This window comes from Sphingobium jiangsuense, from assembly GCF_014196495.1.
Classification (GTDB): domain Bacteria; phylum Pseudomonadota; class Alphaproteobacteria; order Sphingomonadales; family Sphingomonadaceae; genus Sphingobium; species Sphingobium jiangsuense.
Window position 1 is genome coordinate 17131 of the sequence record NZ_JACIDT010000022.1, and the last position, 26488, is coordinate 43618.

Annotated in this window: 30 protein-coding genes; 17 read left to right on the plus strand and 13 right to left on the minus strand. The window is 64.8% G+C overall.

Annotation, left to right across the window (positions count from 1 at the left end; genetic code table 11):
• Positions 1-51: 51 nt before the first annotated feature.
• The 11 genes from GGR43_RS20130 to GGR43_RS20180 all read left to right on the plus strand — a co-directional run bounded on the left by GGR43_RS20130 (position 52) and on the right by GGR43_RS20180 (position 11544).
• A complete protein-coding gene (locus GGR43_RS20130; protein ID WP_188073602.1) occupies positions 52-2841 on the plus strand; it encodes a phage tail tape measure protein in 2790 nt (929 codons plus the stop codon).
• Complete coding sequence (locus tag GGR43_RS20135; protein ID WP_188073603.1) at positions 2841-3443, plus strand: hypothetical protein; 603 nt, start codon at positions 2841-2843, stop codon at positions 3441-3443. The genes GGR43_RS20130 and GGR43_RS20135 overlap by 1 nt, the downstream gene beginning before the upstream one ends.
• Positions 3444-3634: 191 nt before the next feature.
• Positions 3635-4300, plus strand: coding sequence for a hypothetical protein (locus GGR43_RS20140; RefSeq protein WP_188073604.1), 666 nt, complete (start codon positions 3635-3637; stop codon positions 4298-4300).
• A complete protein-coding gene (locus GGR43_RS20145) occupies positions 4297-4731 on the plus strand; it encodes a DUF6950 family protein (RefSeq protein ID WP_188073605.1) in 435 nt (144 codons plus the stop codon). Before GGR43_RS20140 ends, GGR43_RS20145 begins: the two co-directional genes overlap by 4 nt.
• Positions 4724-7954: a phage tail protein gene (locus GGR43_RS20150; protein WP_188073606.1), complete on the plus strand. Its 3231-nt coding sequence runs from the start codon at positions 4724-4726 to the stop codon at positions 7952-7954. The genes GGR43_RS20145 and GGR43_RS20150 overlap by 8 nt, the downstream gene beginning before the upstream one ends.
• Positions 7951-8493, plus strand: coding sequence for a DUF4376 domain-containing protein (locus GGR43_RS20155; protein WP_188073607.1), 543 nt, complete (start codon positions 7951-7953; stop codon positions 8491-8493). The genes GGR43_RS20150 and GGR43_RS20155 overlap by 4 nt, the downstream gene beginning before the upstream one ends.
• The gene (locus GGR43_RS20160) at positions 8490-8771 is read left to right on the plus strand and encodes a hypothetical protein (protein WP_188073608.1); all 282 of its coding nucleotides are present in this window, start codon (positions 8490-8492) and stop codon (positions 8769-8771) included. The genes GGR43_RS20155 and GGR43_RS20160 overlap by 4 nt, the downstream gene beginning before the upstream one ends.
• The gene (locus GGR43_RS20165; RefSeq protein ID WP_188073609.1) at positions 8764-9753 is read left to right on the plus strand and encodes a tail fiber domain-containing protein; all 990 of its coding nucleotides are present in this window, start codon (positions 8764-8766) and stop codon (positions 9751-9753) included. The genes GGR43_RS20160 and GGR43_RS20165 overlap by 8 nt, the downstream gene beginning before the upstream one ends.
• Before the next feature lie 10 nt (positions 9754-9763).
• Positions 9764-10060 carry a phage holin family protein gene (locus tag GGR43_RS20170; protein WP_284278363.1) on the plus strand — a complete coding sequence of 99 codons (297 nt, stop codon included), beginning with the start codon at positions 9764-9766 and terminating at the stop codon, positions 10058-10060.
• A gap of 71 nt (positions 10061-10131) precedes the next feature.
• Complete coding sequence (locus tag GGR43_RS20175) at positions 10132-10398, plus strand: hypothetical protein (protein WP_188073610.1); 267 nt, start codon at positions 10132-10134, stop codon at positions 10396-10398.
• A gap of 9 nt (positions 10399-10407) precedes the next feature.
• On the plus strand, positions 10408-11544 hold the full coding sequence (locus GGR43_RS20180; RefSeq protein WP_188073611.1) for an SGNH/GDSL hydrolase family protein: 1137 nt from the start codon (positions 10408-10410) through the stop codon (positions 11542-11544).
• Between the two features lie 310 nt (positions 11545-11854).
• Here the strand turns inward: GGR43_RS20180 and GGR43_RS20185 are convergent, their stop codons facing one another.
• Complete coding sequence (locus tag GGR43_RS20185) at positions 11855-12421, minus strand: porin family protein (protein ID WP_188073612.1); 567 nt, start codon at positions 12419-12421, stop codon at positions 11855-11857.
• A gap of 191 nt (positions 12422-12612) precedes the next feature.
• On the opposite strand from GGR43_RS20185, the gene GGR43_RS20190 reads away from it, so the two are divergent.
• Genes GGR43_RS20190 through GGR43_RS20200 form a run of 3 tightly spaced genes read left to right on the plus strand, consistent with a single transcriptional unit; the run spans position 12613 to position 13735 of the window.
• Entirely contained in the window at positions 12613-13161 is a 549-nt protein-coding gene (locus tag GGR43_RS20190) for a glycoside hydrolase family 108 protein (protein WP_188073647.1), read from the plus strand.
• On the plus strand, positions 13158-13445 hold the full coding sequence (locus GGR43_RS20195; protein WP_188073613.1) for a hypothetical protein: 288 nt from the start codon (positions 13158-13160) through the stop codon (positions 13443-13445). Before GGR43_RS20190 ends, GGR43_RS20195 begins: the two co-directional genes overlap by 4 nt.
• The gene (locus GGR43_RS20200; protein ID WP_188073614.1) at positions 13442-13735 is read left to right on the plus strand and encodes a hypothetical protein; all 294 of its coding nucleotides are present in this window, start codon (positions 13442-13444) and stop codon (positions 13733-13735) included. The genes GGR43_RS20195 and GGR43_RS20200 overlap by 4 nt, the downstream gene beginning before the upstream one ends.
• 167 nt (positions 13736-13902) lie before the next feature.
• On the opposite strand, the gene GGR43_RS20205 is transcribed toward GGR43_RS20200, so the two are convergent.
• The 4 genes from GGR43_RS20205 to GGR43_RS20220 form a co-directional block, all read right to left on the minus strand.
• On the minus strand, positions 13903-14148 hold the full coding sequence (locus GGR43_RS20205) for a hypothetical protein (protein WP_188073615.1): 246 nt from the start codon (positions 14146-14148) through the stop codon (positions 13903-13905).
• A 99-nt stretch (positions 14149-14247) separates the two neighbouring features.
• The gene (locus GGR43_RS20210; protein WP_188073616.1) at positions 14248-14583 is read right to left on the minus strand and encodes a hypothetical protein; all 336 of its coding nucleotides are present in this window, start codon (positions 14581-14583) and stop codon (positions 14248-14250) included.
• Positions 14580-14774, minus strand: a complete 195-nt coding sequence (locus GGR43_RS20215; RefSeq protein WP_188073617.1) for a hypothetical protein — start codon at positions 14772-14774, stop codon at positions 14580-14582. Before GGR43_RS20215 ends, GGR43_RS20210 begins: the two co-directional genes overlap by 4 nt.
• Complete coding sequence (locus GGR43_RS20220; RefSeq protein WP_188073618.1) at positions 14774-14962, minus strand: hypothetical protein; 189 nt, start codon at positions 14960-14962, stop codon at positions 14774-14776. The genes GGR43_RS20215 and GGR43_RS20220 overlap by 1 nt, the downstream gene beginning before the upstream one ends.
• Positions 14963-15340: 378 nt before the next feature.
• On the opposite strand from GGR43_RS20220, the gene GGR43_RS20225 reads away from it, so the two are divergent.
• Positions 15341-16792: a sigma-54-dependent transcriptional regulator gene (locus tag GGR43_RS20225; protein ID WP_188073619.1), complete on the plus strand. Its 1452-nt coding sequence runs from the start codon at positions 15341-15343 to the stop codon at positions 16790-16792.
• 118 nt (positions 16793-16910) lie between these two features.
• Here the strand turns inward: GGR43_RS20225 and folP are convergent, their stop codons facing one another.
• The 6 genes from folP to glmM all read right to left on the minus strand — a co-directional run bounded on the left by folP (position 16911) and on the right by glmM (position 22439).
• Entirely contained in the window at positions 16911-18029 is a 1119-nt protein-coding gene (folP, locus tag GGR43_RS20230; RefSeq protein ID WP_188073620.1) for a dihydropteroate synthase, read from the minus strand.
• A 16-nt stretch (positions 18030-18045) separates the two neighbouring features.
• On the minus strand, positions 18046-19182 hold the full coding sequence (locus GGR43_RS20235) for a site-specific DNA-methyltransferase (RefSeq protein ID WP_188073621.1): 1137 nt from the start codon (positions 19180-19182) through the stop codon (positions 18046-18048).
• Between the two features lie 335 nt (positions 19183-19517).
• Positions 19518-20093, minus strand: coding sequence for a ribonuclease HII (locus GGR43_RS20240; protein ID WP_188073622.1), 576 nt, complete (start codon positions 20091-20093; stop codon positions 19518-19520).
• Positions 20090-20875: a bifunctional hydroxymethylpyrimidine kinase/phosphomethylpyrimidine kinase gene (thiD, locus tag GGR43_RS20245; RefSeq protein ID WP_188073623.1), complete on the minus strand. Its 786-nt coding sequence runs from the start codon at positions 20873-20875 to the stop codon at positions 20090-20092. Before thiD ends, GGR43_RS20240 begins: the two co-directional genes overlap by 4 nt.
• Positions 20872-21096: a DUF1272 domain-containing protein gene (locus GGR43_RS20250; RefSeq protein ID WP_188073624.1), complete on the minus strand. Its 225-nt coding sequence runs from the start codon at positions 21094-21096 to the stop codon at positions 20872-20874. Before GGR43_RS20250 ends, thiD begins: the two co-directional genes overlap by 4 nt.
• Complete coding sequence (gene glmM, locus GGR43_RS20255) at positions 21096-22439, minus strand: phosphoglucosamine mutase (protein WP_284278054.1); 1344 nt, start codon at positions 22437-22439, stop codon at positions 21096-21098. The genes GGR43_RS20250 and glmM overlap by 1 nt, the downstream gene beginning before the upstream one ends.
• Before the next feature lie 128 nt (positions 22440-22567).
• Here glmM and GGR43_RS20260 point away from each other — a divergent pair, with 128 nt between their 5' ends.
• A complete protein-coding gene (locus GGR43_RS20260) occupies positions 22568-24430 on the plus strand; it encodes a cation:dicarboxylate symporter family transporter (RefSeq protein WP_188073626.1) in 1863 nt (620 codons plus the stop codon).
• 87 nt (positions 24431-24517) lie between these two features.
• Here GGR43_RS20260 and GGR43_RS20265 read toward each other — a convergent pair whose 3' ends face one another.
• Positions 24518-24916 carry a VOC family protein gene (locus GGR43_RS20265; RefSeq protein ID WP_188073627.1) on the minus strand — a complete coding sequence of 133 codons (399 nt, stop codon included), beginning with the start codon at positions 24914-24916 and terminating at the stop codon, positions 24518-24520.
• A 238-nt stretch (positions 24917-25154) separates the two neighbouring features.
• Entirely contained in the window at positions 25155-25766 is a 612-nt protein-coding gene (locus GGR43_RS20270; protein ID WP_188073628.1) for an NAD(P)-dependent oxidoreductase, read from the minus strand.
• Positions 25767-25870: 104 nt separating this feature from the next.
• On the opposite strand from GGR43_RS20270, the gene GGR43_RS20275 reads away from it, so the two are divergent.
• Positions 25871-26311, plus strand: coding sequence for a winged helix-turn-helix transcriptional regulator (locus tag GGR43_RS20275; protein ID WP_188073629.1), 441 nt, complete (start codon positions 25871-25873; stop codon positions 26309-26311).
• The last annotated feature ends 177 nt before the right edge of the window (positions 26312-26488 follow it).

Genomic DNA, 26488 nt, shown 5'->3' on the forward strand with positions numbered 1-26488 from the left:
AATCCTCATATCGCCCCCAGTTGTTATTGGCGAAATTCGTGGAGACGATTTATGGCTCGAGGTCAAGGCCAAGGTGTCGTTCTTGGCTATCTCCGCTACATCCTCGGTTTCGACGCCCTCGCGTTCGAGGAAGGTCTGGCCGACGCGGAGAAGCGGATGAAGGCGGCGGAGCGCTCCATCCGCAAGATCGGCCAGAAGTTCGAGAGCGTCGGCAAGTCCCTGACCACCTATGTCACTTTGCCGGTGGCTGGCGCTGCTGCCGCTATCCTAAAGATGGGTGGAGATTTCGAAGCGAGCATGAACAAGGTCGCGATCTCGACGGAGGGGTCGGCGGCCGAGATGAAGGCCATGAACGACCTGGCCCTGAAGTTGGGCAAGGATACTGTTTTCGGCGCGACTGATGCTGCTGACGCTATGGACGAACTGGCGAAGAACGGCCTTTCCGCGCGCCAAATTCTCGATGGTGCAGCGACGGCTGCGGTCAATCTGGCCGCCGCCGCCGGTTCCGAATTGTCCCCAGCGGCACAGGCCGTCACCGACGTGATGCAGCAGTTCAAGCTCACAACCGATCAACTGCCTGATGCCGTCAACCAGATCACGGGCGCGGTGAACCAATCGAAACTGGATTTTTCGGATTTCGCGCAGGGCATCGCGCAAGCCGGTGGCGTTGCCGGCAGCGTTGGCGTTTCCTTTCAGGATTTCAATGCTGTGCTCGCCAGCACCTCCTCGCTCTTCGCCAGCGGATCGGACGCGGGGACGAGCTTCAAATCTTTTCTGACCGCCCTGCCCGGAAACTCGAAGCAGGCGATCGAGGCGATGAAGGAATATGGCCTACAATTCTATGACGCGCAGGGGAATATGCGTTCCATGGCGGAGATCGCCGAGGAATTGCGCACGAAGCTGGGCGGGTTGAATGATCAGGCGAAAACCAATGTCCTGAAAACTATTTTCGGCACCGACGCCATGAGGACTGCCATCGGCCTGATGGATCAGGGTGCAAAAGGCATCGACCTGATCAAGTCCAAGATCGCGGAAACCGATGCGGCCGCGCAGTCCGCCCAGCGTCTAAAGGGCTTTAATGGGCAGATGGAGCAGTTGAAGGGCGCAGTCGAGACGCTGGCGATCACCATCGCGCAGTCCGGCCTGCTGGAATTTGTTACGGGCATCGTCACCAGCCTCGGCAATTTCGTGGACAAGCTGGCCGAGGTGAACCCCACCATCCTGAAATGGGGATTGATACTCGCGGGCATTGCGGCGGTTGTCGGCCCCGTTGCCGTTGCCATCGGCGTCGTGGTCAATGCTCTGGCTCCGCTGGTGGCAATGATCGGCACCGCCGTGACGGCTGCCGGAGGAATAGGGGCGGTGATAGCAGCGCTTGCCCCGCCATTCTTAGCGGTCGCGGCGGCGGTCGCGGCGGTGTGGGTCGCGTGGAAAAATTGGGATAGTATCGGTCCTGTCCTCTCGGATATCGGGTCTGCGATCAAGGATGCCATCGGCCCGGCTGCGATTTCCATGTTCGAAGCATTGAAGGAGGCTGCCCTCGCGCTCTGGAACAGCGCGTTCATGGACCAGATCAGGCTGATAATCAGCGATATTGCAGCCTTCGGGAAGATCATTGCCAGCGTGATCGGCGCCGAAGCGCCTGGCGTCTTTCGGGCCTTTGCCAGCGCGGTCAGCGGCGTTTTCAATATCGTGGCAGAAGTCATCCGCGCCGTGGTCGCGTTACTGTCCGGCGATTTCGCCGGAGCGTGGCAGCATGTGCAGGGCGCCATTTCGGCGGGTGTGACGGCTATTCGCGGCGTGCTCGGCGGCCTCTACGATGCGGCGATAGCAGGCGTGAAGGCGTTGGTCGCAGGCATATCCGAATGGATGGGGGGCAAGCTGGACAAGATATGGGAAGGCGCCAAGCAAAAAATCCAGTCGGTTGCCGACAAGTTCAAATGGCTATGGGACGTGGTGGTCGGTCACAGCTACGTGCCTGACATGGTGGACGCCATCGGCGCGAACATGGCGCGCCTGAAAGGATTGATGGTCGATCCGACGGCGAAGGCGACCCAGACTGCGGCGGAAGCCTTTCGCGCCATGGCGGGCAAGATCGGTGATATTCTCGATGGCCTTTACCCCAAGGCGTCGGAGCTGCGCGAGGAACTGGAAAAGCTGGCGATCCTTCAGGCCGATACTACTCTTGATCCGAATGTTCGTCTGTCGGCAATCATCAAGCAGCAGCAGCGCATCGCCGCCGCGCGCACCGCCGCAAATGATGAAGTCAATCCGGCTCTGGTCGTCCCCGGTCTGGAAAGCGCCTATGCTTCTGTCGCCAAGGCCGGACAGGATGCCGCCGCGCAATTGCAGGCGGTGAACGACAATACCGGCCAGTCCTTCGTCGATATGGCGAACACAGCCCTGAATGCTCTCAGCAATCTGGCGCAGTCGATCAAGAACGGCGGCATTCTGGATATCATGTCGAACCTCTTCAATGCCTTCGGCTCGCTTGCCAAGACGGGTCTGCTCGGCAGTGGCCTTAAGGCAACCTTCACAGATTTCACCGGCATTTCCGGTTTTCGAGCGAATGGCGGGCCAGTGCGATCCGGCAGCAGCTATGTCGTAGGAGAAAATGGCCCGGAGTTGTTCACCGCCAATCGATCTGGCTATATCCATCCCTCGGCTGGTAACGATAATCCTCGGAGATTTTATTTCGACCTGCGCGGGGCAGTGATGACCGCCGATCTGGTAGCGCAGATGAACCGCATCGGCCAGACGGCGGCCGTCGGCGGCGCGCTGGCGGGATCGCAGCAGGCGCAGAGCAGCCTCGCCCGCCGCAGCCGGAACCGGATACCCTGATGGCGATCACCCTCCCTGCCGATCCCGCGCCCAACGGGGCGACGCCGTTCCTGCGCGATTTCGGGGGCGTGCTGACCCCGTCCCTTGGCGGCCCGGAACTGCGCATCAACCGGGTCGGAACCCGCTTCGGCCTGCGCGTGACGATGCCGCCGCTGCTGAGCGACGAGGCCGGGCGGCTGTTCGTCGCACGGCTGTTGCAGGCGCGCTTCGACCGCCTGTTGATGGAATGGCCGCTACTGGACTTCGACCCCGGCACGCCCGGCGCGCCGCTCATCAGCGCGGCGGTGTCGGGCGGCTCGGTCATCGGGATCAAGGGGCTGGCGGCGGGCTATCAGGTTCGGGAGGGCCAGTTCTTCAGCATCGTGCATGGCGGGCGGCGCTACATGCACATGTTCACTGCGGCGGCGACCGCCAGCGGGGCCGGAGTGATCGCTGCCGCGACCATTTTCCCGATGCTGCGCAGCAACCTTGCGGTCAATGACGTGCTGGAGATCGCGAAGCCGATGATCGAGGGCAATGTGCTGCCCGGTGATGAGCTGAGCTGGGAACTGGACGTTGCCCGGCTCGTGGGTTTGGCCTTTTCTGTGGTGGAGGCGGCGTGAATGATGTTTCCGAGGGTGCGGGCGTCCACCTCCGCACTGGCCGACCTTACCCGCTCCCATGCGCGGCGCCGCATGATCGTCGCATATCCCGCCTCCGGGCCTCGGAAGCGCGAGAATAGCTGAATTTCAGCATCATTGAAACTGACAGGGTCGCCCTCACCGGCGGCCCTTTTCTTTTTTGGGGGACCGTCTTGGACGCAGCATTGCAAGCCGCGCTCAGCCAGCCAGTTGTCTGGCTGTTCGGCGCGATCCGTATCGACATGGGCGGCATAGGCGGGCGGCTTTCGCCCCTGTGCCTGCTCGACGGCGCGGGGCAGCTCACGATCAACGGCGAAACCTATGTCGGCGCGGATGATTTCTTCGGCGCGATTGACAGCATCGATGTGATTTCGGAGGCGGACGGCGAGGAAGCACCGGAAATCCGCCTTTCCTTGCTGCCGCCCTCCACTTCCGCCGCCGCGCAGCTCGCCAGTCCGCTGATGCAGGGCCGGGAGGTCCGCGTGATGGTTGGCGCGATCGATCCCACGACCGGCCTGACGATCGGGCAGCCGGAAATCAAATTTCTCGGTGAAATCGACGTGCCGACGCTCTCCGTCTCCGAAGGGCAGCGGAGCCTCGAATTTACGGTGGTGAGCGCGTTCGAGCGGCTGTTCGAGGTCGAGGACGGCGTGCGGGCGCAGGATGGCTGGCACCAGTCGATCTGGCCCGGCGAGAAGGGCCTCGAATATATGACCGGCACCGACAAGAATTTATATTGGGGCGCGCGTCCTCCGGCTGCGTCCGGGCAGGTTGGCTGGAAGCAATATGCGATGGCGAACGCATGGGGGGCGAGCGCCAGCTTGCTGGCCCACCAATGACGCCGATCGAAAAGCGCCATCAGGCCACGACCCTCACGGTCGAGAAATACAAGGTTCGCGCTTTCCGCTGGGGTAGCTGCGACTGCGGCAAGATCGCGGCGTTCCATGCGCGCAAGTTCGGCTGGAAGGTACCGAAAACCGGGACGTACAAGAGCGCGATCGGCGCGGCGAAATATCTCAAATCGCTGGGTGTCGAGACGTTGCCGGAGCTGCTCGACCAGATCGGCTTTGCGCAGATCGCGCCTGCGGCCGCGATGATGGGCGATTTCGTGTCCTTCGCCTCCGACGATCCGATCGGCGGGGTAGGGATCGTGGTCGGAAACGGCAATATGATGGCGTTCCACGAGGCGCATGCCACCCCGGTCATCATGTCGATGGCGAACATCGATCGTGCATGGTCGATCCTGCCGGTGGAGATCGCCCATGGCTAAGGCGCTCAAGACGGTCGGCACAGTCGTGGCCGTGGTCGCGCTGGCGGCGACCGGCGTCGGCCTCGCCGCCGGTGGCGCGGTAGCAGCTGCGGCAGGATCGGCCACTGCGGCGACAGCGATGAGCGTCGCGGGCTATGCGGGCCTTGCTTCCGGCGTGCTCGGCGCGGTGTCGGCGCTGGCGTTCAAGCCGAAATTCACCTCGCAAGGCAGCCCGACACGGTTCACCACCAATCCGCAAAGCGGTATCCCCTATGCGTTCGGGCGCACCCGCATGTCGGGCCTGCGAATCTTCGCGGATACCTATGACGGCTTCAAGGTGAAGGCGGAGCATGACGTGCTGGCCTTTCTGGTTATGCTGTCGGCGGGCGGTCAGATCGACGCGATCGAGAAGTTCACCGCCGACAATGAGGTCGTGACGTTCAAGGCGAACGGAAACGCCAACGGCAAATTCGAAGATTATATGAATCAGGCTGTCCACCTCGGCGGCTATCAGGACACCGCGCTGCCATTCGCGTTCGGCGGCAAATCGCCTCCGGGCCTGACGGCCGCGCATAAGCTGTCCGGCATCACCCATGCGCGCTGGTCGCTGCGCTTCGATACGGACGGCAAGCTCTATGGCGCTGGCGTGCCGGAACCGGCGTGGATCGGGCGCTGGGTCCGGGTCTATGATCCTCGTCTCGACAGCGCCTATCCGGGCGGCTCCGGACCGTGCCGCGCGCTCGACGAGAGCACCTATGTCTGGTCGCGCAACCCGGCGCTGCACGCCCTGACATGGTGCCTTGGCCGCTGGCAGAACGGCAAGAAGGTGCTGGGCATCGGCGCTCCGGTCGCGAATATCCGCGTGGCCGATTTCGTCGAGGCGGCCAATGTAGCGGACGCTAATGGCTGGCATTGCGGCGGTGTCGAATGGTCCACTGACAGCAAATGGTCGATCCTGAAACGCATGCTTCAGGCGGGCGGCGCTGTGCCGACGATGACCGGCGCGATGATCGGCTGCCGGGCCGTGGCTCCGCGCATCTCCATCGCGACGATCACCAGTGCCGACCTGCTCGACGAATTGACCGTCGCGGCCACAAAGCCGCGCCGCGAGCGGTTTAACACGGTCATCCCGCGCTATCGCAGCGAGGCGCACGAGTGGGAGATCATCAGCGCCGCGCCGGTAAGCGTCCCGGCCTATGTGACGATGGACGGCGGCGTCCGGCAGAAGGAGATCGACTATCCGCTGGTACAGGCCGAGGTGGGACAGGCGGGCGTCGATGGCGATTTGCAGGCGGGGCAGCTTGCCGCCTATGATATCGTCAACAGCCGCGAGGCCGGGCCGATCAGTTGGACGACCGGGCCCAAGTTCATCGGACTGAAGACCGGCGATTGCGTCACGCTGCATGTACCGGACGAGGGCCTCGACAATCAGCCGGTCATCATCACCAGTGTATCGCTCGATCCCTCGACCGCGAAAATCAGCTTCACGGCGGAAACCGAGACGGCAAGCAAACATGCCTTTGCGCTGGGGCAGACGGCGGTTCCGCCCACCGCCTTCGCCCTGACGCCCCCGCCGGTGCCGTTGACGCCGGAAATCGAGGACTGGTCGCTATCGGCGGCGCTGGACGATAACGGGATGCCTTATCTCGCGCTGACCGGCGATGTGTCGGAAGTCTCGATTGGCAGCGTGCTGATACAATATCGCCGCGCAGCCGATCTGGAATGGAGCGCGGCGGGGATAGTCGTCATATCGTCCGATGATGAGGTGCACTACAGCATTTCAGGAGTGGACGGCGCGGCGGAATATCTGGTGCGCGTCGCCTATCAGACGGGCACCGCGCTTGGCGACTGGCTGGAATTGGGGCCTGTCACAGCGCCAGCCAACGCCATCACCGCGCTGATCGATGATCTGCAAACGACGATCGACGCGAAGCGCACCGTGTTCATCCAGCCCAACGCCCCCAGCGCGGCCGAGAGCGAGGAGAATGACTGGTGGCAGCAGACCACCGCCGACCGCTCGCAGGTCATCGCCACCTATCGGCGAGTGGCCGGGTCGGGGCTGTGGGGGCTTGGCGGCGATACATGGGCGATTGACGGCGACCATCTGGTGATGGCCTGGACGCCGGTCGAGGATGCACGCATCAGCGATGCATTGCAGGCGGCGACCGATGCCAGCAACCTTGCGGACAGCAAGGCGGTGGTGTTCACCATGTATTCGGCGGGCGATGCGGTGCCGGTCGGGACCGATATCGGCGACATGCTGGTGCGGGCCTATCTCTCGCCGGTGCAGGTCGATTACTGGAACGGCACGAACTGGGCTGCGGCTGCGACCTTCGGCGCGACCAGCGCGCAGGTGGCGAGCATCGCGCAGGCGCTGACCGACGCGGCCAATGCGCAGGCGACGGCGGATGGCAAGATCGACAGCTTCTATCAGGCGAGCGCGCCGTCGGGCGGAAGTCTCGGCGATCTGTGGTTCGACACCGACGACGGCAACAAGCAATATCGTCATGACGGGTCATCATGGGTCGCGGTGCAGGACGAAGCTATCGGCGCCGCGATCAGCGCCGCCGCTGGCGCTCAGGCGACGGCCGATGGCAAGGTCACGACATTCGTCGGGGAGGCCACGCCTACCCCCGAAGGCGATGGCGACCTCTGGTACAAGGCCAGCAGCCAGACGCTGAGCCGGTGGAACGGATCGGCCTGGGTGGTGGTGTCCTCGCTGGGCGCGCCCGCAGGCACGAATGTCGGCTCCACGCCCTCGACCACGGTCGAGAGCGGCGCCAATGCGGCAAATAACGGCGTCAACAGCGACGGGACGATCAAGACGGACAAGGTCGACACGCCCGCGATAGTCGACAATGCGGTGACATCGCTCCCCAGCGTGGCGGGGACATCCGTGTTTTTCACCAACAGCCCGACATTGGCGGCGTCCTACACGTTCACGCCTGCGGGGCCATCGAGCAACCTGCTCGTTTTGATCTCAGGCGTCGTTCGGCTCGACGGCGACAATGTGGCGGGGACGACCGCCTATGTCTCTCTGCTCCGTGACGGTGGCACGGACCTGATCGCTTCGCTCACCGTCACAGACGACCGCGACAGGCGAGTCCCCTTCTGCTTTTTCGCGACGATCAGTGGGCTGTCGGGGGCGCAGACCTTTTCGCTCTACGTCCGGAAAAGCACGTCGGGAAACACCAACGGACAAATTTCGCGGCCAGCGATCGCGATTGTGGAGGGTAAAAAGTGAGCGAATATTTCATAACCTATGAGATCGCCAGCGGAGAGGAACGGTGGCGCGGCAGTGGCGAGGCTGGTGTGACCGCCATTCAGAAGCTGCCGGTCGGTTTTGGCATTGTCGAAGTTTCGGCCGCGAGTTTCAGCCTCGGCCTAGAGGATATTCCTGTCACGGAAATCCGCGACGCATTGTGGCGTCAGATCAAGGCCCGCCGTGCGGCCGTGATCGACGGCGGCGCACCAACGCCGTTCGGACCGGTCGACAGCTGCGAGACGGAGGAGGTCCCCGCCCGCACCAACATCATGGGCGCTGTTCTGGCGGCCGTGATCGCCAAGATGGCGGACGCGCCATTCGCAAAGACATGGACGATGCTCGACAATAGCGTCCAGACTTTCGGCGCAGACGAGATGATCGCGGTGGGCCTTGCGGTGATGGCGCATGTCAATGCCGCCCATGACCGCGCGCGGGATTTGCGCGCCGCGATCGACGCGGCGGAGGACGCCGCGACGCTGCTCCAGATCGACATCGCCAGCGGGTGGCCCTCGCTATGATGGCGCGCCTCAAGAGCTGGCTGCTCTGCCTGTTCGTCGCGTCGGACCAGCTGGCGCACATGCTGTTGGCCGGGCCGAAATATGTGCTGGTCGGCGGGCCTCGGCCCGATCCTGACGAGACGATCAGCGGCAAGGTGGGCCGCCGCGCCAATGCGGGCGCGCGTTGGGCACTGGCCTGCGAATTCATCATCGACGCTCTGGTCCGGCTGCTGACCGGCGAGCGGGAGCATTGCCGCGCGGCCGCCGCGCGCGAGGCACGGAGAAAATGCAATGGCTGACACCAATCCTTTCGCCTATTCGGTCCCGGCGCTGGAATATGCGGCCGAGGACGATATCCTCGTGCTCGGCCGTGGCGCGGGGGCGGTTAACGTCTATGCGCGAGGCTTTCTGCGGCGTGACGGCAGCGGCGTGTACACCACAAGCGGAGAGGCGCTGGTCGCTGGCGCGATCGGCTGCACGGTCCTCACCCTGCGGGGACCCAGCACATCGGCCTGGCAACAGGCCGTCCAGTGGACGGATAGCGCAGGGGCGCTCAAGTGGAGCATCGGGCCTGACGTTCTGAATAACGGCGGCCGCAATTTCTATATCTGGGATGCGGTTGATTCGAATGTGCGGCTGCTCATCGAGGCAGATGATGCGCGCCTGCGCGCCAATCTCCTGCCCGCCTATGACAACGGCTTTAATCTCGGATGGTCCTCGCTGCGCTGGAAGGACACCTATCTGGTCAACAGCCCGACCGTCACCTCCGACGAGCGCGAGAAGCTGTGGATCGGCGTTCGGGAGGACAGCCGCGCCGTCTGGCTGCGCATCGCCGCACGGATATTCGAGGAGCTGGGTTTCTACCAGTGGCGCGATGCGGTCGAGGCCAAGGGTGAGGATGGCGCGCGGTGGCATTTCGGGGCGCGCGCGCAGCGCGTGTGGGCGATCGTCGCGGATGAGGGGATGGCGCCGCCGCTGATCGACGGTCTGCCCGATCCGGCATGGGCGGGGCCGCCCGCGCCTGCCTTCCTGTGCTTCGACCGGTGGGACGCGGAGCACGAGGAGGAGCCGGTCTATTCCGAGGCGCTGGTCGGCGAGGATGACAAGCCGCTTCAGATCGCCACGCGGACGGTCGTTTCGCGCGAGGCGGGTAACCGCTTCGGCTTTCGCGTCGATCAGCTGGGGCTGCTGCTCGACTGGTCGCTGCACATGGAGCGCGAGGCCGACCGGGTGGAGATAGCGGAATTGCACGCGCGGGTCGCGGTGTTGGAAGCGGCATAGGGGGAAAAGGGTGCATTGGGATGAATGGCTGGCGATCGTTCGCGCGAATATCTGGTGGATCATCGCCGGGATAGGAGGCCGCATGATCTTTCATGGACGCGAGGCGCAGGCCGGGCGGCGGCATTTCTGGGGCAAGGAACTGCCGTTCGAGATGCTGGTCGCCGTCGGCATGGCCTTTGTCGGCAAGGCCGTCGCCACCTATTCGGGCCTCGGCCCGGAACCTGCGACTGCGGCGGCTGGCATCGCCGCCTATCTCGGCCCCCGCGCCATCGACGCGCTCTACGACAGGGCCACGAAGCGGGCTTAGCGGCACGGCATCAGACAGGATTTCAGAGGCGCCGTGGGCGCTTTTTTTTATTGGCAGAAAGGATGTGAAGGATGGCGCAGAGCTTTCCCGATTTCGCACTGAGCGAGGGGTGGTCGGATATCGCCGCCACGGCCGGATATGAGGCCGTCGCGGGCCAGCAGGTCACGGTCCAGTACAAGGGCAGCTATCAGGCCTATGTCTATTTCGGCGGGGCCAGTGCGCCGGGCGCCGGGGATGGCGGCATGCTGCACGCCGGTGCGTCGGTGACCGGCACGGCCGATCATATCTGGGTGCGCGGGATCATGAGCGGCGCCGTCTATGTGCAGATCGAGGATTGAGAGATGGGCATGAGCAAGAGCATCAATTCGGGCGCGTTCAATCGCAGCGCAGCCGACCGCTGGGCGGCGGGTAATGGCCTGCCGTCGCTGAAATACCGCCTCGCCAGCCCGCGCAAGATCATGATCGCCGGTACAAGCATCGATGCGGGTTACAACACCGCGTTTCCCAGCGGAAATGCGCAGGGATATAAATGCGCGCCGATCCGGCGATTGAGGGATGCCATCCGCGCGCGCGGGTTCTATGCGCAGGATGAGTTTTTCGCAGGAACAATGGGTTACACTACCGCATCCTCTTTTCAGTCATTCGATCCGCGTTTCCAGAATGGTGCGGGCTGGGAATACAACGGCTTCTCGGGGGCGACGTGGAGCATATTGCAGAACAGCACCACGACAACCCCCTTCACCTATACGCCGGATGATCCGACGCAAACTTTCACGGTCTGGGTCCGGTCGGTGGCAGGAACCGGCTCGGTCACCGTCACCTGCGGCGCTGCGACAAAGACAGTGAGCATTCAGCAGACGCCGACCGATTTTATCGCGATCACACTCGGCGAAAGCGACGGCGTAACGCTCGGTCAGAATACCTATACCGTCGCCCGCGTTTCCGGGACGATCCAAGTTGTCGCCTGCTGGGCACGTAATGCCCGCCTACCCGCGTACCAGTTGCTCAACTGTTCGGCGTCCGGTGCGAGGATGCAGCATATCGCCAACAGCGCCGATCTGGCCCGGCCCCTCTATTTTCCCGAACAGATTTTGACCGCTGGGGACGAATATTGGATTGCGATGGGGCCAAATGATTGGCGGGATAACGCCAGTCCGATCGAAAGCCTGCCGACCTATCGGACGAACATGGAATCGGTGCTCGACCGCCGTATCGCGAACAATATCAAGCCGCGCGTCATCATTCCCGCGCGCACGTCTATCGCTGCTGCCTCGATCGCCAATCAGGACTTGTACAATGCGGCCATCCGCGAGGTCGCTGCGTCTCGCGGCGCACCGGTGTTTGACTTCAAGGATCGCTGGGGCGAGCATGCCGACGCACTCGCCGGCGGATACATGAACCCGGACCCCGACTATTTCCACCCCAACTGGCGGGGAGCGGAGGACATAGGGCAGATGTATGCGATGCTGGCGCTGGCTGCATAAAAGCAAACACTCTGTTTGTCGAGTCGGTCTGCGATTGTAGTTGCTCGCTGCTAAGTGCTTGAAATCATTGAGATGGGCTGTGGATTAGTCCAAAAGCGTACCATTCCGAAAGCAAAAGCCCGGCAGCGTGGGGGCTGCCGGGCAGTGAAAGGAAGATCGCTCTCCCTTCGGGTCGCGCCGGGAGCGTACCGCATCGGGCGGCGAGTCGCATTGTACAAAAGCGACGGATCACAGAAACAAGAAGGGCCTCTCCAGCAGAGAGGCCCTAGGGTATTTTCATGAAACTGCGTACTACACAGTCACGCGGTTCTTAGAAGTTGAAACCAACTGCGGCAAGAACATTGTGACGGCTGATGTCGCTTTCATAGTTGGAATAGCGATATTCGATCTTGCCGAACAGGTTCTGCCCGAAATTATGCTTGTAACCAGCGCCGAGACGCAGGCCGTCGCCATTTTCACCATAGGCGAAATTGTTGGCGCCAGTCGCACCGTCATCATAGGTCAAACGCAGACGGGCATTGGTGTAGCCTGCGAGAACATAGAGCTGGCCGGCTTCGGACAGGTTGGTGCCTACGCGAGCAACAACCGAAAGATCGCGGCCGGTGCGGAGGCAGGCTTTGTCGCCCACCACATCGATGCTGCGGATGCAGTATTTGGTCGAGCTGTCGTCAACGCTACCCTCAACGCCCACGAACATATTGGAGCTGACCGGAACATCGTAGCCAACCGCCGCGCCGTAAGCGAAACCCTCTTTGGATTCATCGAGAGCGGAGACAGCATCGAGACCGCCCTGAACCTGAATGTAACCGCCAGCGTGCGCAACAGCAGGCAGAGCAAAAACAGACGCGGCAAGCGCGGCAACAGCAATTTTCTTCATAATTTCCTCACGTTTAACTTGGTCAATCTCTGTTATTTTTGTGACCCGCTGAGTGTTTAGTCCGCTAGTTCTGAAACTGTCAATTCAGCGCACCGACTTGTCACATCAAATTATCCTTATGTGATATTTTCAACACAACAACTTGCAACGGGCGGTCCTTTCGGGCCGCCCTTTTTCATTGGGGGACAATGATGAGCATTGAGACGCAGATAGACGAGCTGATCGGCCGCGAGGGCGGCTATAGCGATCATCCGGCGGATCGGGGCGGCCCGACGCGCTGGGGCGTAACCGAACAGGTCGCCCGCGCCTATGGCTATAAGGGCGACATGCGCGCGCTGCCGCGTACCACGGCCGCAGATATCTACCGCCAGCGTTATTGGTTGCAGCCTCGCTTCGATCAGGTCGCGGCGGTCTCGCCCGCATTGGGTGAGGAGCTTTTCGATACTGGCGTCAATATGGGTCCTGCGGTGGCGGCGAAGTTCCTTCAGCACGCGCTCAATGCGCTCAACCGGCAGGCAAGCGATTATCCTGATATCGCGGAGGATGGACAGATCGGCGCGATGACGATCGCGGCGCTGAAAGGCTATGCGGCCAAGCGCGGCGCGGCGGGTCTCAGGGTGCTGATCCGCGCGGTCGATGCATTGCAAGCTGCGCGGTACATGGAGATCGCGGCCAAGAACCCGTCGCAGGAGGCTTTCCTGTACGGCTGGCTGCTCAACCGCACCGGGCCGCTCGCATGAGCTGGTCGGCCCGCGACTGGCGACAGTTCTCCGCGCTGCTGCTGATGGCGCTGGCGGCGATCCCGCTCACCATGGTCATGGCGGCGGCGCTGTGGATCGTCCAGATCGACCCGCGCAATCATTATGCGTTCTGGCTGGGCCAGAGCGCCGCCGCGCTGATCGCGCTCGACCTGCTGGGCCTGTCGGCGATCCTCGGTCGGCGGACGTTCAAGTTCAAGGTTGGCGATAACTCGGTCGAGGCCACCGGCGAGGAAGCCGACCGCATCATGGAGCAGACGAAATGATCGCAGCCCTTATCAATTATGTGCGCGGCTCGACGGGGGCCAGGATCGTGCTGGCCGGGCTGGCGGTAGCGCTGCTGGTGGGCCTGCTGATCCGCTGGATCGACCGGGCGCAGGACCATGCGGTGACGCAGGCAACCGAAACAGGACGGGCGGAGCAGCGCGCCGACGATCAGGCCGAAGTCCTCAACAAGGTGGAGAAAGCGAAAGATGCTCAGGAAGCTATCCGGCGCGATGACGATGCTGCTCGCGCTCAGTGCGTGCGGTACAGCCGAACCCCCGAAAACTGCTAGCGACAGCTATTGCCTGATCGCGCGGCCGCTCAGCTTCGCCAATGCGCCTGCCGGGCTGGTGCATGATGATGGCAACCGGTTCGATACGGGCGAGACAGTTGCCGAGATCATGCAGCATAATGCGGCTTATGACGGGGCGTGTGGCTCGGGACAATAGCGGGTCGCCATCAGCGGACGTTTGATCCACCGCCAGGCTTCGCCTCAATGTGTTCACGCAACAGGTCCACGACGAAATCGAACACATCTTGTTCTGGCCACAGACCGTTGCTGGCGAACCGTCCCGCAATCTCGCCGCCTTTCAGGGCCTCGACCCAAGCGTAAGCGCGCCGCCCTTCTTTCCACACGCGATATTTCCCGGTCAGCCCATGCTTTTTCGCAACGGCACGAAGGGCGCTGTCATCTACCTTTCCCATGAGAACGTAAAGAGAACAAACGGCGCGAGTCGGTCAAGCGGCTTGCGACGGTTTGATGTCAACGAAACCGCCTCTCGTGAGAGACAAAGGCGGTTGGTGCTATTTCGTGAGAGGCAAAGCGCGCTTTAGCTCAGCGATGCGGGCGCGGATTTCATCCGCCTGAATATGGTAGATCGAGCGAAGATCGTTGTCGATCTCACCCATCCGCGCTTGAACAATAACTTCACCCGCCACCCTCGCGCATTCCTCCCCGATCGCATCCAGCGCGACGGACAGGGCGGTGGTAGCCTCTGGAACCCACCCGCCCCACGCATAATCGACGGAGGCGGATAACTGCCGCTCGATTTCCTCTGGCGTCCGATCGAATCTCCGAATTTCGCGAATGCGCAATTCACAAATCGCCCGCGCCATCTTCTCAATCAGGTCGGGGGTCATTGGGTGGGTTCCTTTCTCAGCCGAGGTGGCCACGGACGCCACTTGCCGCGCTCATGCGCCTGAATTTTCACCGGGCCGTCCTGTGAATAGACGACAGCATAGTGCATGATCTCGTCATACGCCCTTGGGCCTTCCGACCATGCGACCGGGATACCGCCCTGAACCAGACGGAAGCGGAGCCGCTCGCTCATCAAAACATCTCCATCTGCTTGGCGGCGGGCTGGATAGTCATCGCCTCACGTCTGGCGCGGGCGGCGCCTGCGATCATCCAGTCTACATTCTGACCCCTGCGACTCCGGGCCTCGCGCAGAAGCACGCGGGCATAGTAGAGGAGGAAGGCGCGCCGCTTCTCTGGCGGTTTCACGTCGCGGGGCGTCATCTGTGCCCCTCCGGTCCATACTTGGCGCGGCGGGTAGCCCACGCGCGGGCGCGAATTCCCGCCATCTCAGCCGCGCTCTTTGGGGCAGGCCGCTTTCGCGGCGCTTCGCCGGGGAGGAAGACGCCACAATCAAGGCCGTCGCATGGATCGTGGCCGCAGACGCATTCGCCGACGACACCCCCAACGGTGATGGCCTTGCCCATCACCGCACCCCCGAAATGGCCGGAGCGGATTGCACATCGCCTGCTATGCTATTGATTCCAGAGAGGGCCGTTTGCACATCTGTTCGCCCGCGATCGGCGAAAAATATCGATTTAATCTTAATCAGCTTTTTACCCAGCGCTGCTACTCCACGGCCGTTGAACGAGGTTTTATCAGATGGCGCTGGACGGTTCCCCTTTATTGATGCTCATTGACGACGAACCGGCGCAAAAGCGGCTGATTTCGGCGCTTGCGTCGCGCGCGGGATGGCGCACGATCTTCGCGGGCGATCATATTTCCGCGCTGTCCATGCTGGGCACCCATGAAGGATTGCGGCTGGACGCGGTGCTGGTCGACCAATGGAATCCCCACATCAAGCCCGCCGACATCATCCGCGAGATTCGCGAGCGGCGGCCCGACATGCCGGTGCTCGTCCTCACCTCGCAGAACGACGTCAGCGACGCGGTGGAGGCGATGCGCGCGGGCGCGTGCGACTATCTGGCCAAGCCGATCGCGCCGGACCGGCTGATCGCCGCGCTCAACGCCACGCTCGACCGGTCGGACGGCAAGCAGGGCGAGCTGCGCCCGCTGACGGAAAAGCTGACCGCGCCGCTCGCCTTCAACGAAATCGTCGGCAGCGCGCCGCAATTCCTCGCCGCGCTCGCGATCGCGGCGAAGGCCGCGCGCACCCGCGTTCCCGTCCTTATCGAAGGGGAAAGCGGCGTCGGCAAGGAAGTGATCGCGCAGGCGATCCACGCCGCCTCCCCCCGCCACCGCAACACGCTGGTCGCGGTCAATTGCGGGGCGATTCCCGGAAATCTGGTCGAATCGGTGCTGTTCGGGCATGAACGCGGCGCCTTCACCGGCGCGTTCGAGCGGCAGACCGGCAAGTTCGTCCATGCCGACATGGGCACCATCTTCCTCGACGAGGTAAGCGAAATGCCCCTCGACACGCAGGTCAAGCTGCTACGCGTGCTCCAGGATGGCGAGGTGCAGCCGGTCGGCGCCCGCATTCCGGTGCGCGTCGACGTACGCGTGATCGCCGCCACCAACAAGGTGCTGGAGGAGGAAGTGCGCGCCGGGCGCTTCCGCGAGGACCTCTATTACCGCCTCAACGTGATGCATGTCGCCGTGCCGCCGCTACGCGACCGCAAGAGCGACATTCCCGCGCTCGCCCGCCATCTGCTGATGCGCCTCGCCGACCAGCCGGGCATGCGCAGTCTGGGCATCACGTCCGAGGCACTGGCGCTGCTGATGCAGCATGACTGGCCGGGCAATGTGCGCCAGTTGCAGAATGTGCTGTTCCGCGCCGCCGTGCTGTGCGAGGGGCAGGCGCTGACGCCGCAGGATTTCCCGCAGATCTCGGCGCAGCTGTCCATGGGCCGGGGCAAGGGCGCCGAAGCGGTGACCGACCTCAACCGGCCGCGCCTGACCGCCAGCCCCAACGGCGTGACGCTGTTCGAGAATAACGGCCATATCCGCCAGCTTTCGGACATAGAAGCGGACGTGATCCGCCTCGCCATCGGCCATTATCGCGGCCGCATGACGGAAGTGGCGCGGCGGCTGGGCATCGGCCGCTCGACGCTCTACCGCAAATTGTCGGAACTGGGGATCGACAACGCGGCTTGAGGCGCGCAGCTGACCATTATCGCCAATCTCGTCATGCCAGCGCAGGCCGGCATCGTTTTCGATAGCGCGGAACCCACCTCCAGAGATGCCAGCCTGCGCCGGCATGGCGGGCAGGGGCTCAGCCACTCACCAAAGCCGCGTCGCGCAGGCCGCGCCAGACATGCACCATCTGCACCGTTTCCGACACGTCATGGACACGCAGCATCTGCGCGCCGGACTGGACGCCGCGCTGCGCCAGCGCCAGCGATCCGCCCAGCCTCTGCGCCGCCGGCGCCTCGTTCGACAGCGCGCCGATCAGCCGCTTGCGGCTGACGCCGAGCAGCAGCGGCACGCCCAGCGCCTGATAGATCGCCAGCCGGTTCATGATCGCGAGATTGTCCTGCAACGACTTGCCGAAGCCGATGCCGGGATCGATCATGATCTTGTCCCGCCCGATGCCTGCCGCCTCGCAGGCCGCGATCCGCGCCTCCAGCCAGTCGTACACATCGGTCACCGCGTCCTGATAGACCGGGTTGTCGTGCGGATTGTCCCCCACGGCGGACGCATGCATCAGCACCACCGGGCACTCCGCCGCCGCAACCACCTCCATCGCGCGCGGGTCGTGCAGCAGCGCGGACACATCGTTGACGAGGCCCGCGCCCGCCGCCAGCGCGGCCTCCATCACCGCCGCCTTGCGCGTGTCGATGGAGACGGGCGTGCCGCTCGCCGCCAGCTTCTCGATCACCGGGACGACGCGGGCGATCTCATCGCCTTCCCACACCTTGTCGGCGCCGGGACGGGTCGATTCCCCGCCGACATCGACGATCGCCGCGCCCTGCGCCATCATCGCGAAACCGCTGTCCGCCGCCGCAGCCGGATCGCCGATATGCTTGCCGCCGTCGGAAAAGCTGTCCGGCGTCATGTTCAATATGCCCATGACCTGCGGCACGTCGAAGCGGATCATCCGCGCGCCCAGCGCCAGCGGCGGGCGGATCGCGGCGATATTGGCGGCAAGCGCCCGTGCCCGCTCCGCCAGCGGCTCGACCAGATAGGAGCACCAGCCGTCGAAATCGGCGATCGTCACCCGGTCGCGCTGGAGGACGCCGTCCAGCCTCGCCGTGACTTCATAGCCCTGGAACCAGATCAGCCCGCCGCCCATGCGCGCGGTGCGCCCGTCCAGCCCGACCGGGCTTTCCGCGAACCAGATCGGCCGCAGATAGAACTTCGTGTCCGGTTCGAGCAGCGATGGATCGATCATGGCTCCGCCTGTCGGCTCAGGGCTGCGTCGCGAGCAGATAGGTCTGGCGCAGCGTGTCGATGGGTTTCAGCCCATCCTTCGTCTCGATCTGCCAGAAAGTCCAGCCGTTGCACGACGGCGCGCCCTGCACCTTCGACCCGACGCCATGGATGGAGCCCGCATGCCCCTCTCCCTCCAGCGATCCGTCGGCGCGCACCACCGCCTTCCAGCGGCGCTTCGTGTCGGTGAGCATCGTGCCCGGCGCGATATAGCCGGTTTCGACCAGCGTGCCGAAGGCGACCTTCGGCTGCTGCTTCGGGCTCTGCATGATGGAAAGCGCGCTTTCGTCGAGCGGCAGCGCCGCCTCGATCCGTTCCAGCGCCGCCTCGCAATAGCCTTCCTCGCGCTCGATGCCGATCCATTTGCGCCCCAGCCGCTTCGCCACCGCGCCGGTGGTGCCGGTGCCGAAGAACGGGTCCAGCACCACGTCGCCCGGCCTGGTGCAGGCGAGCATCACGCGATAGAGCAGCGCCTCCGGCTTTTGCGTCGGGTGGACCTTGGTGCCGCCCTTCTTCAGCCGCTCCTGCCCGCCGCAGATCGGCAGCACCCAGTCGGAGCGCATCTGAAGCTCGTCGTTCAGCGTCTTCATCGCGCGATAGTTGAAGGTATAGCGCGCATTCTCGTTCTGGCTCGCCCAGATCAGCGTCTCATGCGCGTTGGTGAAGCGGGTGCCCTTGAAATTGGGCATCGGGTTCGCCTTGCGCCAGATGATGTCGTTGAGGATCCAGAAACCCTGATCCTGCATCGTAGCGCCGACGCGGAAGATATTGTGATAGCTGCCGATTACCCAGATGGTGCCGTTGGGTTTCAGGATACGCCGCGCCTCGCGCAGCCAGTCGCGGGTGAAGCTGTCATAGGCGGCGAAGCTGTCGAACTTGTCCCAATCGTCGGTGACGGCATCGACATGGCTGCCGTCGGGCCGGTTGAGGTCGCCGCCGAGCTGGAGGTTGTAGGGCGGATCGGCGAAGATCATGTCGACGCAGGCATCGGGCAGCTTGCGCATTTCCGGGATGCAGTCGCCCCGGATCAGGCGATCGGTTTCGATCGCGATTTGCGGCGCGATGGCGGCCTTGCGCTTTCGTGTGCGTGTGCCGATCTGCTCCATAACACCCATATTCTACCCCCCGAAACCTGTCCGAAGGACCGGAATGAGTCCTCGGCGACTCCGCGTCAAGGGGCGTAACAATGGTTAACGACTCGGCGGATTCCCGTGCAGATCGATGAGTCGAGCGCCAGGCACGAGATATTGAGTCCTTCGAGTCGCAAGGGACTCAATATGCTGTACTGTTGCCGGAAAGACTCACCCGATCGAGAGGGTGAAATTTTTTTGGCGATCCGCTTTCACGCCATGCGAGCGCAGACCGGCATCTCAGGAGACGGCGCGCGACATGGCCTGAGGCCCCGCCTGCGCATGGGCGACGGTCTGGAAGACGACGCCTGGCCGCCCTCTTACAGCAACGCCAGTTGCGCCACCGGGGCGAAGCTGCGCCGGTGCAGCGGGCACGGTCCATGCTCCCGCAACGCCTCAAGGTGCACCGCGCTGCCATAGCCCTTGTTGCTGTGCCAGCCATAATGGGGATAGCGCCGCGCCGCCTGCACCATGAAGCGGTCGCGCTCCTCCTTGGCGATGATCGACGCCGCCGAGATGCAGCCGTGCAGCGCGTCGCCCCCGATCACCGCCTCCGCGCTGTAGCGCCAGCGCGGCAGGCGGTTGCCGTCCACCAATATATGCGGCGGGTCGAAGGCCAGCGCCTCGACCGCGCGGGTCATAGCGAGGAAGGTCGCCTGCAATATGTTGATCGCGTCGATCTCCTCGACGCTCGCCATGCCGACGCCGACATGCAGCGCGCGGGCGCGTATCTCCCCCTCCAGCACCGCGCGGCGGGCGGGGGTCAGCTTCTTGCTGTCGTCGAGGCCATCGATCGGATCATCGGGGTTCAGGATGACCGCCGCGGCCACCACCGGCCCCGCCAGCGGCCCGCGCCCGGCCTCGTCCACCCCTGCGATCAGCGAGAGGATCGTCATGGCCGGAACGGCTCCAGCGGAAAGCCCATCGGCCCGCGCCCGGCGCCCAGCCCCGGCGCCACGGACAGGGCCGCGCGCACATAGGCGCGCGCCCGCTCCACCGCTTCGGGCAGCGGCCGCCCCTCGGCCAGACCGCAGGCGATGGCGCTCGCCAGCGTGCAGCCGGTGCCGTGGTCGGCCCGCGTATCGATGCGGCGGCCGCGCCAGACATGCTCCGTCCCGTCCGCCTCGATCAGCCGGTCGGTGATCTCGTCGCCTTCCGCATGGCCACCCTTCACCAGCAGCGCGCAGCCATGGGCACGCACCGCCGCCTCGCCGCCCAGCGCGGCCAGTTCGGGCAGATTGGGCGTGGTCAGCGTCGCGCGGCGCATCAGGCGGCCGAAAGCGGCGATGGTCGCCTCGTCCGCCAGCACCGAGCCGCTGGTCGCCACCATCACCGGGTCGAACACCACCGGCACGCCCGGCATCGCCTCCAGCCGGTCGGCGACCGCATGGACGATATCCGGCCCGCCGATCATGCCGATCTTCACCGCATCGACACCGATGTCGGAGAGCACCGCATCCATCTGCGCCAGCACGAACTCCACCGGCACCGCATGCACGCCGGTGACACCCAGCGTGTTCTGCGCGGTCAGCGCGGCGATCGCCGTCATCGCGAAGCCGCCCATGCCGGTGATCGCCTTGATATCCGCCTGTATCCCCGCGCCGCCGCCGCTGTCCGACCCGGCGATGACGAGGACGCGGCCGATGGCCCCCCGCCTGTTTCCTGGCCGCTCGCTCATCCCTTGTGATGCCTCCGCGTCGAGGCCGGATAGCGCGACAGCACATCGCCGACACGCGCCGGGCGGTCCATCAGTTCGCCGCCGCAATTGGGGCAGCGGTCGTCCAGCTCCTCCGCGCACTCCGCGCAGAAGGTGCATTCCATCGAGCAGATGAACGCACCGCCCGCGTCGGCGGGCAGGTCGCAGCCGCAGCGCTCGCAATCGGGGCGCATCTCCAGCATCAGGCGGCGGCCCTCTCGATCTCGGCGCAGATGCGCTCCACCACGTCGCGCACCTGGTCGTCGCGGTCGCCCTCGGCCATCACGCGGATCACCGGTTCGGTGCCGGACAGGCGGATGACGAGCCGCCCGCTGCCCTGCAATTCGGCCTCGGCCTGCGCGATGACCTGCCGCACGGCATCCGCCTCCAGCGGCTTGCCGCCGGAAAAGCGCACATTCTTGAGCAGTTGCGGCACCGGGTCGAACTGATGGAGCAGCGCGCTCGCAGTCTTGCCGGAACGGACCAGCGCCGCCAGCACCTGCAACGCCGCCACCGTGCCGTCGCCGGTGGTGCCATAGTCGGAGAGGATCATGTGCCCCGACTGCTCGCCGCCGACATTGTAGCCGCCCTCGCGCATCTTTTCGAGCACATAGCGGTCGCCGACCCTGGTACGCACCAGATCGATGCCGAGCCCCTGCACGAAGCGCTCCAGCCCCAGGTTGGACATGACCGTCGAGACGAGGCCGCCGCCGGTCAACCGCCCATCCTTCGCCCAGCGCGCGGCGATCAGCGCCATGATCTGGTCGCCGTCGACCACCTTGCCCTTTTCATCGACGATGATCAGGCGGTCCGCGTCGCCATCCAGCGCGATGCCGATATCCGCGCCCGCCGACACCACCGTTTCCTGGCAGAGCAGCGGCGCGGTCGATCCGCAGCCTTCGTTGATGTTGGTGCCGTTGGGCGTGACGCCGACCGCGATCACCTCCGCGCCCAGTTCCCACAGCGCGCTGGGCGCCACCTGATAGGCCGCGCCATTGGCGCAATCGACCACGATCTTGAGCCCGTCGAGCCGCAGGTCGGCGGGGAAGCTGGACTTGACCGCATGGATATAGCGCCCGCGCGCATCCTCCACGCGCCGCGCCCGGCCGATATCCTGCGAGGCGGCGAGCGGGATGTCCTGATCCAGCAGCGCCTCGATCTTCAGTTCGTCCTCGTCGGACAGCTTGTAGCCGTCCGGGCCGAACAGCTTGATGCCGTTGTCGTGATAGGGGTTGTGGCTGGCCGAGATCATCACGCCGAGGTCGGCCCGCATCGAATGGGCGAGCATCGCGACGGCGGGCGTCGGGATCGGGCCGAACTGCACCACGTCCATGCCGACCGAGGTGAAGCCGGCGACCAGCGCATTTTCCACCATATAGCCCGACAGCCGCGTATCCTTGCCGATGACGACGCGATGGCGATGCTTGCCGCGCAGGAAATGCGTGCCCGCCGCCATGCCGACCTTCATCGCCAGTTCGGCGGTCATCGGCCATTTGTTGGTGCGGCCGCGAATGCCGTCGGTGCCGAAATAGTTGCGCGTGCTCACCCTGCTTCCCTCGCCAGCCATGCCCTTCTGCGCGCCATAGCGAAAAGGAGGGGAAGCGAAAAGGCTTTGCAGCGGGCGGCCGGGCGAATAAGCGGGACGGATCGCCCCTAATTCCGGGTAAGATCCTGATGCGCAAGGCCCTGTTGATCCTCGGCAGCCTCCTCCTCGGCCTGATGCTGGGCATGGCGACGCAACCGGCGGCGCCCTTCTGGGGGCAGGCCGCCGATATCATCGGCACGCTCTGGCTCAACGGACTGCGGATGAGCGTCATTCCGCTGATCGTCGCGCTGCTGGTGACGGGCATCGCGCAGACGGCGCAGGCGGCGCGCGGCGGCAGGCTGGCGGCGCGGGGCATCGCACTGATGCTGGCGCTGCTGGCGCTCTCCTCGCTGAGCGCGGCGCTGTTCGTGCCCGCGATCCTCGCGCTGTTCCCGATCCCGGCGGAGGCCGCGCAGGCGCTGCGCGCGCTGCTCGTCCGGCCGCAGGAGGTCGGCGCGGTGCCGGGGCCGGGCGCGTTCCTCACCGGCCTCATACCGACCAACCCCTTCGCGGCCGCCGCGGAAGGGGCGATCCTGCCGCTGCTCGTCTTCACCTTCGCCTTCGCCTTTGCGGCGAACCGCCTGCCGGAGGGGCAGCGCGCGCTGCTCACCGGATTTTTCGATGCGGCGGCCAATGCGCTGATCATCGTCGTCGGCTGGGTGCTGTGGCTGGCGCCCGTCGGCGTGCTGGCGCTCGCCTATACGCTGGGCCGGGCGACCGGAGGGGCGGCGTTCGGGGCTCTCGCCCATTATGTCGCGGTGCTGGTGGTGACCGGCGCGCTAGTGTGGATCGCCGCCTTCTTCCTCGCCGCCTTCGGCGCGCGGATCGGGCCGCTGCGCTTCTTCCGCGCGGCCATTCCCGCGCAGGCGGTCGCCATCTCCACCCAGTCCTCACTCGCCTCGCTGCCCGCGATGTTGCAGGGGCTGGACCAGCTCGGCACGCGCCGCCCGGTGTCGGAGGTGATCCTGCCCATTGCCGTCGCCCTGTTCCGCGCGACCGGCCCGGCGATGAACCTCGGCGTCGCGCTCTATGTCGCGCACTGGCTGGGCGTGCAGCTGTCGCCGTGGCAGGTCGCGCTCGGCGTGGCGGTGGCGACCGTCACCACCATCGGCTCGGTCAGCCTGCCGGTCCCACGCGGCCTCCGGCGATCCGCCTGCTCCGACGGTCAGCGCGTGGCGGGGGCTGAGCGACAGCCGGTCGGTGTCGACGACCGCCGCCGCCGCGTCGATCAGCGCGACCAGATCGTCGGGATCGGGCAAATGCGCGGCATGCGCGTCGAACAGCCCCAGCACCGCATCGGCCTCGGCCGGCAGCAGCGACAGGAACGCGAAATCGCCCTTCGCAGCGCCGCCGCAATCGAACAGGAAGCGGTTGGCGCCAACGCCGTGGAACAGCCGCTCGGCGGCGGCCGGGTCCAGATCCTTCGCGAACGGCGCGGTGGCAGCATCGTGCCGGTCGTGCAGGCACAGCGCCAGTTTCACCCCCTCCTCCGGCCGCAGCGCGCCGAGCACGGCCGCATCGGCGGCGATCTGCTCCGCCAGCCGCGCATCGGGATCGCCCCCGGCCGCGCGGATCGCCTCGCGCCCGGCCTTGTGGACCAGCGGCGTATAAGCCGAGCCGTCGATCTGGATATAGCGCACGCCCATTTCCAGCAGACGCCGGATCGTCTCGCCATCGGCTGTTCCGGGCGCTCCCTCGCGGCGCGGCAGGCACAGCTTGGGCGTCATCGGGCCGTGGGCGAAAATAAAGGCCGCCTCGGCCGCCGGATCGCAGGCCCGCGCGCCCTCTCCGCCCGCACGATAGCGGCGGCGCAGTTCGCCGTCGGTCGCGAGGCTGATCCATGCATCCTGCTGGAGGATCAGCAATTCCTCGATCGCCCTGTCGATCGCCTCCTCCAGCGCCGTGCCGGAAAGGCCGGGCGCGGCGGCGAGGAAGGCGGGCGGCGGCAGTAGCGCGCCATGATGGTCTGTCGGAAAACGTCTGGAAACGGCCATGCTATCCGTCCTGAAAATGAGAGGAATGGAGGGGGTGCACGCCGCTCAGTCGAGCAGCGGCGAGGTGTCGACGTGCAGCTTCCCGTGCCAGGTCAGCTCGACCATGTTGCCGTCCGGGTCGTGGATGTAGCAGAAGCGGGAATCATTTTGCGGTCGCGCTACGGGCCGCGTGTGGCGCACGCCGATCGCATCCAGATGATCGAGGAAGCCGTCGAAATCCTCGACTTCTATCGCAAAATGCAGCGGCTTCAGGCGCTTGAACCGCTCCTTCGGAAAGGGCGTGAAATGGAGGTCGAAATGGCCGGTCGTCATCAGCAATATCTTGCTGTTGCTCTTGGGATCGACATGCCGCATCCCGAAAACCTTCCGATACCATTGCTTCGTGCGTTCCGGGTCGGACGTGGGGAAATTGACATGGTGAAGGGAATGGGGCCTGTTGCTCACGATCCTGCCTTTCCGGGGAGACTGCCTGTTGGTCCTGATGCCGGACTGTCGTCTTTCCTCCGCCCTGCCCGCGTTGACGCAGATCAAGGGGTCGCGTGACCGTTAAGATGCGTGACCGGCAACAATTGGCTGGCCGCGGCGGTATATGAAGAAGGAGCCCCGGCCGGTCTTGGCCGAGGCTCCTTCTTCAGAGTGGCGATCGGGAACCGCCCTTAGGCACCGACCGAATATCGGGAGATCAATATCCTGCGGTAAAGCGCGTGCGGCTGTGCTGCGGCGTTTCGATCTCGTCGACAAGGGCGATGGCATAATCCGCATAGGAAATGCTGCTGTTGCCATCGGCATCGACCAGCAGTTGATCCGTGCCGAGCCGGAAGGCGCCCTTGCGCTCGCCCACGAAGAACAGCGCGGAGGGCGACAGGAAGGTCCAGTCGATATCCGTTACCCCGCGCAGATAATCGAGAAAGGCCGCGCCCCGGCCCGCTTCCGCCTTATAGGCTTCGGGAAATTCCGGCGTGTCGATCAACCGCACGCCCGGCGCCACCTCCAGGCTGCCCGCGCCGCCGACCACCAGATAGCGCGGCACGCCCGAAGCGCGCACCGCGCCGACCAGCGACGCCGGGTCGGTATCGGAAAACATCACTGCGCTCACCACCGCGTCATGGCCGCGAATAGCTTCGGTCAGGGCGGCGGGATCGTTGACGTCGCCCTTGATCGCTATGACCGCGGGATCGGCCAACGCCTGTTCGGGATGCCGCGCGATCGCCGTCACCTGATGCCCCCGGCGCGCCAGTTCGGCGCTGATTTCCCGCCCGGCGCGGCCGGTGCCGCCGATGATTGCTACCTTCATGCCTGTTTCCTTTGACAGTTTCCAATGGAAACCAGATAGCGAACAGGATATCAACAGAACAAGAAGGCACCTTGCCTTCACCTGGTTACGCAAAGGATACCGCCATGCCCGCCCCGCTCCCGCAATTGCAGCCCGGCGACGCCTATAATCCCGATTGCCCGACCCGCCACATCCTCGACCGGATCGGTGACAAATGGGCGGTGCTGGTGCTGCTGACGCTGAAGGACGGGCCGGTGCGCTTCAACCTGCTGCGCCGCCGGATCGGCGCCATATCGCAGAAGATGCTGTCGCAAACGCTGAAAAGCCTGGAGCGCGACGGACTGGTCAGCCGCGCAGCCTTTCCCACCGTGCCGGTGACGGTCGAATATGCGCTGACGCCGCTGGCGGACGGGCTGATCGGCCTGCTGGACGACATCACGCGCTGGGCCGAAGCCCATGTCGGCGACATCATGGCCGCGCGGCGCGCGCATGATGCGATGGCCGCGCGGCGCGCGCATGATGCGGAAGCGCATGGCCGGCAAGCCGCCGCGCGGGCCTATGGCTGAGCACGGCGGATTTCGATCCGCCGCCGGTAGAAGGGGTCAGGGTCGCTCCTGATTTGCAGCATATCGCGATGCCCCACGGCTCCGGGATGATCGGCGGCGTGGCCAGTTGGTCATCCAATACGCCGCAACATTTCATCAAGCGACGGCTCTCACCACGAGAGCCGCGACAACAGCTCC